Genomic DNA, 8,174 nt, shown 5'->3' on the forward strand with positions numbered 1-8,174 from the left:
AACCGGAAACGCCGTCGCTTTCCGAAGATGGTTTCCCGCGGCATCGGGCTGCTGGTCGGTGGGGCACTTGTCGCCGCCGGGCTAGAGGACTTTCTCATTCCAAACCATGTCATTGATGGGGGCATTACGGGGATTTCCATCATCTGTTCGCACCTTTTCGGGATACCGATTGGAGCGTTTCTATTCGTGTTGAACTTGCCATTTCTCTTCATTGGTTATCGCCAAGTTGGTAAGACCTTCGCCCTCTCGACGCTGTTTGCCATTACACTCATCTCTATTCTCGCGACGGTCATGGGCGGGATTGGGCCAGCGACTAAGGATCCGCTGCTTGCGAGCGTCTTTGGCGGGATCATTGTGGGCATCGGAGTGGGTTTGATTATCCGTAACGGAGGATCTTCAGATGGCACCGAGGTTGTGGCCGTACTCCTCAATGAAAAGACGCCTTGGTCCGTCGGCGAGATCGTTATGTTTTTCAACGTTTTTATCCTCGGCAGTGCAGGCTTTGTATTTGGATGGAATCATGCCATGTACTCGTTGATTGCCTACTTCATTGGGTTCAAGACGATTGACATCACCTTGACCGGGTTCGAAGAGACCAAGTCGATCTGGGTCATCACAGACAGGCACGAAGAGATTGGTGAGGCTATCATTCAACGGCTTGGTCGTGGGGTAACCTATCTAAATGGACAAGGTGCCTTTACGGGTGAAAGTCGTCAAGTTGTATTCAGTGTGATTTCGCGGCTCGAAGAGGCAAAACTGAAGTCCATTGTCGAAGAAAAGGACCCCAGCGCATTTCTCGCCATTGGGCCGATTGCCGAGGTGCGCGGCGGGAGATTCAAAAAACACAGTGTGCATTAGTCTCAAGTTCCATATTTACAATGCCTGCATGGAGTGATACATTCGGGGTAACAACTGAATCATTTGGCGCTAGGGGTGCCTGTGTGGCTGAGAAGCGTAGAGACGCTAACCCTTGAGACTCGATCTGGGTAATACCAGCGGGAGGAAGTGCTTGACATCGAACTCTGATGGTAATCCTCTTTGATGCGCCGCGTTTGCGCTCGAAGAGGTTTTTTAATGTCTATCAGAAAATCGTCAAGTCAAGGCAGACACAAAGCGCCTCCGTGTCAGAAAACAGGCAGGATAAAAGGAGGAAAACGTGTATGTGGAAGTTACGTGACATCGTTCTCATGGTCATTCTTGCAATCATCTGTGGTCTCATCTACGAAGTCTGGGGTCTCTTGTACAACGTCTTAAACTTCAGCTCCGCTGCAGGACAGGCGGCAATGAACGGGGTCTGGTATATTGCGGGCATTCTCGTTCCCATCATCATTCGTCGTCCTGGCGCAGCTTTGCTTGGCGAGGTGCTCGCTTCCATCGTTGAGATGGCAACCGGATCGAGTTGGGGGTTAGCAAATGTCTTGGCCGGCGTACTGCAAGGGATTGGCGCGGAGATTATCTTTGCCATTTTCCGTTACCGTGTCTACAATATGACTTTGGCTATGCTCGCCGGCATGCTGTCTTTTGTACTGGATCTGCCGCAGTGGTTCCTGGAGTACAGCGGCGGTGGTTTTGGACCTGTAAATCAGACGATTTATATTGTCGTGTCACTTATCAGCGGTGCAATCCTCGGCGGCTGGTTGTCACAGGTGATGGCATCGGCCCTGAACCGTACAGGGGTGCTGCGCAACTTTGAAATTGGACGACAAGCTCGGGCGGTAAAGTGATGTCGATCCACGAAGGGAATCAGACTTTGCAAGAGACTTTGCAGCAGCCCTTGCTAGACAATCGGCTGGAGGAGGGGCGCGTGAACTCACTCAGGGTTCACGCGCCCCTGGTTTCGCTAACGGATGTGCATGTTCGCTACGAGTTGGAAACAGCTCCGGTGCTGCAGGACATCACGTTTGCAATTCAGCCCGGCGAGACTGTGCTGCTCGCTGGTCCGAGTGGAAGCGGAAAAAGCACGCTTGCGCTGCTTTGCGCCGGTCTCATCCCGTCAGCTGTTGAAGCCGAAGTAGAAGGTAAGTTGGAGATCCACCCGCGGGTCAAAGAACCCGGCGGTACAGCGATGGTCTTCCAGGACCCAAGCACCCAGTTTTGCATGCAACGGATCGGGGACGAGATGGCCTTTGGCCTTGAAAATCAGCAACTTCGTCGAGAGTTGATGCCTGGTCGTATTGCAGAAGCACTCGTTCGCACGACGCTGGCTGCCCGGCCAAGTGATGAACACCACCGGCTTTCAGGTGGACAACAACAAAAACTCGCGATTGCCTCCGCCCTCGTAACGGAGCCAGCGCTGTTAATACTGGATGAACCAACATCAAATCTCGATCCTGAGGCGACGCAGCTGGTCTTCGACGAGATCGCAAACCTGCGTCAAAGCGGGCAGACGATGCTGATTGTCGAGCACAAGTTTTCTCCGCTGCTGGACGTGGTGGACCGGCTGGTTTTGTTTGGCCGCGATGGTCGGATCCACAACCAGGGACCGGTGCGCGAGGTGCTGGCCAGAGAATGGGCATGGATGGTTGCTGAAGGCGTGGTAAGCCCCGAAGAGCCGCTGGCCGCTGACGCCGCCGATCCAGGCATTGGCGATCCGTTTTCTTCGCGGGCGGCGAGTGCGGCTCGGGCTGTCGATCTCGATTCGTCTCAGCCAGCGGCGACAGGTGCGCCCCGGCTTGCAACGGCCCACGGGGCTCAGCCTGCGACAGCGGAAGCGGCCCGGCTTGCAGCGGCCCACGGGGCTCAGCCTACGGCAACGAGTGCGTCTCAGCCCGCAGATGCTGCACTGATGATGCGTCACGGCACCGTTCGGCATGGTGACAAGACGGTATGGCAGGACTTGAGTATTGCCATTCCGCGTGGGCAGATGACTGCCATTGTTGGCCCGAATGGCGTTGGCAAGTCAACCTTGCTGCAAGCGATGTGCGGATTGCAGCGACTCGCCGGAGGAGAGGCATGGCTTCTTGGCAAACCTCTTTCAGAATGGAAACGATCCGAACGCATGCAGGTTGTTTCCTATTGCTTTCAGAACCCGGAGCTTCAGTTCGTCTATGAACGGGTGGCAGATGAGTTTGCGAATCAGCGGATCGCAGATGAAATTCCGACTGATCTGGAACAGCACCTCGCAGATTTCGGACTTGCGGGTACAGCAATGCAGTCCCCATTTGCACTGAGCCAGGGGCAGAAGCGTCGGCTCTCTGTTGCCGTCATGTTGCATGATGATCACGAGGTCTACCTCCTCGATGAACCAACATACGGTCAAGATGCGAAAACGCAGAGAGCCATTATGTCGATGATGGAGGACCTCCTTACGGAGGGGAAAACCGTCGTACTGACCACCCACGATATGAATCTGGTGCGCCGCTACGCTACGCACGTCGTTGTGCTCGCAGATAGCGCGTGCATTTTCACCGGAACGCCATCTGAGCTGTTCGCAGACCAGTCGATATTGCAACGGGCTCACCTGACGCCACTTAGGGCGCCCGGGACTCCAGACAATGGAAAGATACCGAGCGGGATGACTGCCCATCGAGCCGTACCAAATGCGAGGGCTGACAACGGGCCTCCAGCAAACGGGGCTGCCGCAAACCAGCGGCCGCCGATATCAAACGCCGCGTACCAAATGGAAGACGAAACTGTTGCCGCGATTGCGGTTGAGGTCGCGGAGATGCAGACGAAGCGGATAAAGCACCCAACGGATCGCCTGAATCCTGCGTGGCTGGTCATCGCGATGGCCATTGCAGGTCTGATTGGCACCTTCTCGCCGAACTTCACGGCTGCCTTTGCGTCTCTTGCGGTCTCTCTCCTGTGGGTGTTTGTGGTGGCCCGTGTGCGGTTGTCATTTGCACTTAAGTGGTACGGCGTGTTTGCCCTCATTTACGCGTTTTACATCTGGTCTTTCACGGCTTATGCCGCGGTGCCGCCGGGGATGGCAAGTTATCGGATCGGCTGGGTCAATCTCAGCTGGTACGGTTTTCGCGAAGGCCTTCTGATGGCGCTGCGCATGTTTAGCTCTGTCGGGTACCTGATTGTCATGACAGGCACGCTCAATATGACAGATTTGATTGTTGCACTGGCGAAGAACCTGCGTGTGGCACCGAAGTTCGCGTTTGGAATTCTGGCTGGGCTGCGACTAGCTCCGATGCTGCGGAGTGAGTGGCAGCAACTGAAGTTAGCCAGACAGTTGCGCGGCAAGGATGCACGGTTTGCGATGTTTCGCCCGGTTTTGTACGCAATCCCGATTTTAAGCCAAGGCGTTCGCATGAGTGAGCGTGTGGCTGTGGCGATGGAAGCGCGCGGGCTGGTTGGAGAAGCAGCAAAGCGACCGGAAGCCCGGACGTACTTCCGCGAGATGTCAGTACATTGGTATGACTTTGCAGTGACGGCAATTGCTGTACTGCTACCTCTGTTCCTCCTCATTGTTTTGCGCTAAAGTTTGTGTCAAGGCAGTATTGTCCGGAAACGGAGGAACGGTGCTGCGCTGAGGAGGCAGGATACTTGGCACAGCGGGCGGGGGCGCATGATACGAGCGGTGATGGGTTGGACGAACGTCACTACGATTTCAGCAACGGGTTTGCCGGGCTCATCCCCGTTGTGGCGTTGTGGGTGCGCCCCGTCTGGTATGCTGCCATTCTTGTGTGGATCGCGATCCAACCCATCGCGATGTGGCAACGCGGCGTTGTCAGTGTCTTTGCAGCCGTCTACGCCGCGTCCAATATCCTGATGTTGACCCCGAGTGATGATCCGAATTGGTCTAGGATTGTAGAGCGGACCTTGCAAATTGAATTGGTCTGTTCCATTGTGGCCGCACTCTTTTTTCCGCCGTTCCTTCCGAAAAGTCCTGCTCCACTCCTCATCTGGCCGACTTTGACGACGTTTCTGATGCAACAACGAGGAACGTCGCGCGGGTTGGCCATTGGTGTTTTGGCTGCTGTCACGAGTTTTATCCTCGATTTTCGTGCCCCGATCTGGTTTCCGGCAGCGGTAAACGCAAATCCATCGTATGCCAAGGGGACCCTGTCGTCTGCGCTGTTGCTTGGACTTTACCTCACGCTTGGCCTGGCCATCTTTATGGTAGCCCTGCTTCTTCGCCAACAGGGCGTGCAAACCAGTCAACTGCGGCGGACGATGAACGAGTTGCAGCAAAAGTCACAAGAGTTGTCCCATCGCAATGACCAGTTAAACGAGTTTGCCGACAAGGTCTATGAATTGGCAGCGACGGAGGAGCGAAACCGGATCGCATCGGAAATCCACGATACGGTGGCTCACCGGCTAACGGCACTGTTTGTACAACTTCAAGCAGCCGAGCGACAGCTGGGGCAAGGAAAGGTGGAAACGGCGATCGAAAACCTTCAAATCTCGGAAGAGTTGACCAGAGAGTCACTGGAAGCCGTACGTGAATCGGTACGCAGCATCCGGAGAACCTCTGCCAGCGAGGGTCTGAACGCGCTTCACAGACTGACTGCTCAATACGCAGCGCTCACGGGAATGGCCATCAACACGACGTTTGAGGAACCGCTGCAAGGGATCCCGCCTGTGGTCTTAGCACTTTTGTACAGGGTCATCCAAGAGGGCCTGACGAACGCCAAGCGGCACGGACGAGCATCCGAGGTGAGCGTTCGCCTGTCGCGCCGGGGTCTGATTCTGCTGCTTGAGCTGCGTGACAACGGACGCGGTGCAGGAGAAACTGTGTTCGGTTTTGGGCTTTCGACCATGAATGAAAAAGTCGAGAGTCTTGGCGGACAACTGTCCATCCAAACAGAACCTGGACAAGGGTTTTCGCTCCAATTACGGGTACCTGCGTGGGAGGTGGATTCATGATTCGCGTGTGTGTTGCAGATGATCAACGGCTGATGCGTGAGGGCCTGCGAACGTTGCTCTCCCTCGAACCCGACTTTGAGGTCGTTGCGCTTTCTGAGAATGGCCGGGAAGCTGTGGCAGTCGGCCTGAGTGGACAAGTGGACGTGATCCTGATGGATATTCGCATGCCAGTCATGGACGGAATCGCGGCCGTACGGGCGATCCGTGAAGCCAAGTCGGAGGTCCGAATTCTGATGCTGACAACCTATGACGATCACGACGACGTTGTCGGCGCCCTTTCCGCCGGCGCAGCTGGCTACCTCCTCAAAGACATGCCTGCCGATGAAATCGCGGAGGCGATTCGCACCGTGTACCGAGGGGGCGCTGTCCTGCCGCCGCCGATTGCGAACACCTTACTCGATCACGTTCAGAGTCTGTCCGACCCCTCTGGTGGCTTGGCGCAAGATAGAGCAGCACCTGGCGGTATGGGCGGGAGCTCGGAGCAAGATGGAGGAACACCTGACGGTATGGGAGGGAGCTCGGAGCAAGAGGGAGCAACACCTGACGGTATGGGCGGGAGCTCGGAGCAAGATGGAGGAACACCTGACGGTATGCAGAGGGACTTGGCGCAAGATGGTGTGTTCGGTCGAGGAACGGACGCTGGATACCATAGGAACGTTAGGGGGCAGGGGAAGCTTGTCAGCGAACCAGCCCTGACCGACCGAGAGCGCGAGGTCCTCAATTGCCTCGCAGAGGGCTTGTCGAATCGCGAGATCGCCTCGAGGTTGTACGTTACGGAGGGGACGGTCAAAAACCACGTGAGCAGCCTTATCGCGAAGCTTGAGCTGCGAGACAGGACACAGGTGGCCCTGTACGCGGTGCGTCACGGCTTCGGGAGGATGGATGGAAATTTGGAGTAGACTGACTTATCCGCGCTGGTTGTCGGTTAGTAAGTCGGTCCCAGCGACTTAATCTCGTGATTTTCGGTCGTTAAGTCGGTGAAACCGACTTACCCTCGCTCGTTCTTGGCCGTTAAGTCGGTCGTACCGACTAAACTCACCCAGAGAGGGGCCGACTGCGGACAGTAAGTCGGTCCCAGCGACTTAACCTCGTGATTTTCGGTCGTTAAGTCGGTGAAACCGACTTACCCTCGCACGTTCTTGGCCGTTAAGTCGGTCGCACCGACTTAACTCACTCAAAATCGGGTCGACTGCGCACAGTAAGTCGGTCCCAGCGACTTAACCTCGTGATTTTCGGTCGTTAAGTCGGTGAAACCGACTTACCCTCGCACGTTCTTGGCCGTTAAGTCGGTCGTACCGACTTAACTCACCCAGAGAGGGGCTGGTTGTCGGTTAGTAAGTCGGTCCCAGCGACTTAACCTCGTGATTTTCGGTCGTTAAGTCGGTGAAACCGACTTACCCTCGCTCGTTCTTGGTCGTTAAGTCGGTCGCACCGACTAAACTCACCCAGAGAGGGGCCGACTGCGGACAGTTAGTCGGTCCCAGCGACTTAACCTCGTGATTTTCGGTCGTTAAGTCGGTGAAACCGACTTGTCCTCGCTCGTTCTTGGCCGTTAAGTCGGTCGTACCGACTTAACTCACTCAGAGAGGGGGCGACTGCGGACAGTAAGTCGGTCCCAGCGACTTAACCTCGTGATTTTCGGTCGTTAAGTCGGTGAAACCCACTAGCGTTGCATTAAATAGTCACTGGAGTGTCAAGAGCATCACACTGCATGGCAACAGTACGTAGTCGGAATGTTCGGTTTGTTAGCTGGATGTGTATGGCCTAAAAAGATTACACCTCTTAGACAGATAGCCTACATTCCAGATTTTGGCGTATTTAGACTGGGTCGTACTCCAGGTCATCCAAGTGTTCAATATCTCCGTCTACGTACTGCTGCAGCGTCTGGGAGAAGACTTGCTCGTGTTTCATCTTTTTCCGCCCAGGCGAACTGCGGCTCGGTGGTCTGTTTAAGCAGCGTAGAAATACCTCGAAGGGCTGTGCCCAGGTGTTTTGTAGACACCTGTAAACAAGTAGCACCCTTCCGTTGTGGCTCACCCTCAATTGAAGAAGTAACAGCAAGCAGAAGGCGATGAGCGCAATCCGCAATTGATTGAATACGGCATTCTCACTCTTCCCATACATGCTTTTTACCTTCAAGTGCTGCTTAATCCATTTAAAGAACAGCTCGATTTGCCAGCGTCTCCTATACAAATCGCCAATCTCGACAGCATCCATGGTCAGGTCGTTAGTCAGGATAATAATCAAATTACCTTCACTGTCCAACGTCTCTATCCAACGCGTTGGATGAGTCATACTCCGAGAGGCGGATGAGCCGATCCTTACCACATCGTCCCGAAGAACAGGTGACCCCTGTG

Annotated in this window: 6 protein-coding genes and 1 riboswitch; of the genes, 5 read left to right on the plus strand and 1 reads right to left on the minus strand. The window is 55.1% G+C overall.

Annotation, left to right across the window (positions count from 1 at the left end; all coding sequences use genetic code 11):
• Window positions 1-27: 27 nt before the first annotated feature.
• The 5 genes from AN477_RS10095 to AN477_RS25675 all read left to right on the plus strand — a co-directional run bounded on the left by AN477_RS10095 (window position 28) and on the right by AN477_RS25675 (window position 6,716).
• Window positions 28-858 (plus strand): YitT family protein, encoded by an 831-nt coding sequence (locus AN477_RS10095; RefSeq protein WP_054969041.1) that lies wholly within the window; start codon window positions 28-30, stop codon window positions 856-858.
• 61 nt (window positions 859-919) lie between these two features.
• Window positions 920-1,021: riboswitch (TPP riboswitch) on the plus strand.
• A gap of 139 nt (window positions 1,022-1,160) precedes the next feature.
• Window positions 1,161-1,724: an ECF transporter S component gene (locus AN477_RS10100; protein ID WP_054969028.1), complete on the plus strand. Its 564-nt coding sequence runs from the start codon at window positions 1,161-1,163 to the stop codon at window positions 1,722-1,724.
• The gene (locus AN477_RS10105) at window positions 1,724-4,429 is read left to right on the plus strand and encodes an ATP-binding cassette domain-containing protein (protein WP_054969029.1); all 2,706 of its coding nucleotides are present in this window, start codon (window positions 1,724-1,726) and stop codon (window positions 4,427-4,429) included. Before AN477_RS10100 ends, AN477_RS10105 begins: the two co-directional genes overlap by 1 nt.
• 65 nt (window positions 4,430-4,494) lie before the next feature.
• Window positions 4,495-5,817 carry a sensor histidine kinase gene (locus AN477_RS10110; RefSeq protein ID WP_054969030.1) on the plus strand — a complete coding sequence of 441 codons (1,323 nt, stop codon included), beginning with the start codon at window positions 4,495-4,497 and terminating at the stop codon, window positions 5,815-5,817.
• Window positions 5,814-6,716, plus strand: coding sequence for a response regulator transcription factor (locus AN477_RS25675; protein WP_054969031.1), 903 nt, complete (start codon window positions 5,814-5,816; stop codon window positions 6,714-6,716). The genes AN477_RS10110 and AN477_RS25675 overlap by 4 nt, the downstream gene beginning before the upstream one ends.
• A gap of 919 nt (window positions 6,717-7,635) precedes the next feature.
• Here the strand turns inward: AN477_RS25675 and AN477_RS10120 are convergent.
• Window positions 7,636-8,174, minus strand: a 539-nt coding sequence (locus AN477_RS10120; protein WP_211265974.1) for a transposase, incomplete at its 5' end; no start/stop codon positions are given.

Source organism: Paenalicyclobacillus ferrooxydans, assembly GCF_001399675.1.
GTDB lineage: Bacteria > Bacillota > Bacilli > Alicyclobacillales > Alicyclobacillaceae > Alicyclobacillus_B > Alicyclobacillus_B ferrooxydans.

Bases quoted from the DNA above. Each gene is read 5' to 3' on its own strand.
- AN477_RS10095 (WP_054969041.1), top strand. From the start codon at position 28: ATGGTTTCCCGCGGCATCGGGCTGCTGGTCGGTGGGGCACTTGTCGCC.
- AN477_RS10100 (WP_054969028.1), top strand. From the start codon at position 1,161: ATGTGGAAGTTACGTGACATCGTTCTCATGGTCATTCTTGCAATCATC.
- AN477_RS10105 (WP_054969029.1), top strand. From the start codon at position 1,724: ATGTCGATCCACGAAGGGAATCAGACTTTGCAAGAGACTTTGCAGCAG.
- AN477_RS25675 (WP_054969031.1), top strand. From the start codon at position 5,814: ATGATTCGCGTGTGTGTTGCAGATGATCAACGGCTGATGCGTGAGGGC.